The sequence below is a fragment of the Dolichospermum sp. LEGE 00246 genome, from assembly GCF_015207865.1.
Lineage (GTDB): Bacteria > Cyanobacteriota > Cyanobacteriia > Cyanobacteriales > Nostocaceae > Dolichospermum > Dolichospermum heterosporum.
The window spans coordinates 1-1,398 of record NZ_JADEWA010000739.1; the positions used below are offsets into that span (position 1 = coordinate 1).

Here is a 1,398-nt window from a genome sequence, read left to right on the forward strand (position 1 = left end):
CAACTCCCCCAACTCCCCCAACTCCCCTATTTACTAGCTAATACAGGTTCTTTAACAGATTGTTGCAACAGTTGGGTATATAGTTCATCTAACTGACCAGCTACGCCATGCCAGCTAAATTTATTGATAACACGCTTTTTGGCAGCTTTTCCTAGTTCTTGTTGCCATATAGGATTACCCAAAATCCGATCAATGGCGTGATTAAAAGCTGGGACATTTTGTGGTGGCACTAATAAACCAGTTTCTTCATTGACAACAGTGAATTGTAATCCACCGACATCACTAGCGACTACAGGTGTACCGCACGCCATCGCTTCGATAGCTACTAATCCAAAGGGTTCGTAGTGGCTGGGAACAACACAAACATCAGCAGCAGCAAAATAAGCTGGTAATATATGCCGACTCAGACAACCGGGAAAAGAGGTGCATTCACCCATTCCTAACTCGTTGACAATTCCGGTGAGGCGATCGCGTTCTTTTTCATCACTATTCCCCGGTGTACAGCCACCACCAATAATCAACTGCAATTGTTTGGATTCGTAAAACTTAGATTCCCGCATTGCCCTGATCAAGGTTTCTATGCCTTTTCGGGGGTCAAATCTACCTACATATAACACCACTTTAGCTTCTGGATCAATTCCTAAACTAGCCCTGGCAGCTTGTCTTTCCACTGAACCAAACTGCTGAATATCTGTACCACAGGGAATAATATCAATTTTGCCTTTTTGGGAAACAAGCGATCGCATATGTTCTTGTTCTTGCGGACTGGTGGCAACAATCCTTTCCGCCGTTTCCAATACTTGTTTTTCTACTATTAAACGTTGACTTGCCACCAGAGGAATATTTTCTATGGTGTTGTATTTGATCACCCCTAAAGAATGGTAAGTATGAACCTGTTTAGTTCCTTGTCTTTTCTTGAGTTCCATTCCTACCCAGCTAGATAACCAATAATTAGTATGCACTAAATCATAATTAATCCCAGCTTCTTTTTGAAATTCTAGTAACTGATCTACGAAAGCTGGCAAATATTGAAAACCCTGATCTCTTGGCACAAATTCCACCGGGCCTGCGGTTAACCGAATAGTCCGACAATTAGGGTTATGTTGGACTATCCGTTCTTGATCAGCACTGACCCTCCGGCTAAACATATCTACTTGCCATCCTAGCTGTGCGAGGGCTTCACCCACTTGGCGGACATAAACATTTTGTCCTCCTGCCTCTTCTCTGCCTATTTCAATCGCTGGATCACCATGAACTGAAATTAAAGCAATGTGTTTTTTAGTGGTAGCTTTCATAGATTTTTTCTGTTTCCGATTTCAACAATATGGGAGTGAATTTTCAACTTGCGCTTATTAAACTGAAATCTGTGTTTTTGCGGGGAATTTTGAATAACTGTCT

General features: G+C 42.0%; 1 protein-coding gene. It reads right to left on the reverse strand.

Annotated features, from left to right (window positions below; translation table 11 throughout):
- Positions 1-26: 26 nt before the first annotated feature.
- A complete protein-coding gene (locus tag IQ228_RS26045) occupies positions 27-1,295 on the reverse strand; it encodes a glycosyltransferase family 1 protein (protein WP_027402958.1) in 1,269 nt (422 codons plus the stop codon).
- Positions 1,296-1,398: the final 103 nt, after the last annotated feature.

Coding starts and splice junctions, on each gene's coding strand:
- IQ228_RS26045 (WP_027402958.1), bottom strand. CDS start 1,295: ATGAAAGCTACCACTAAAAAACACATTGCTTTAATTTCAGTTCATGGT.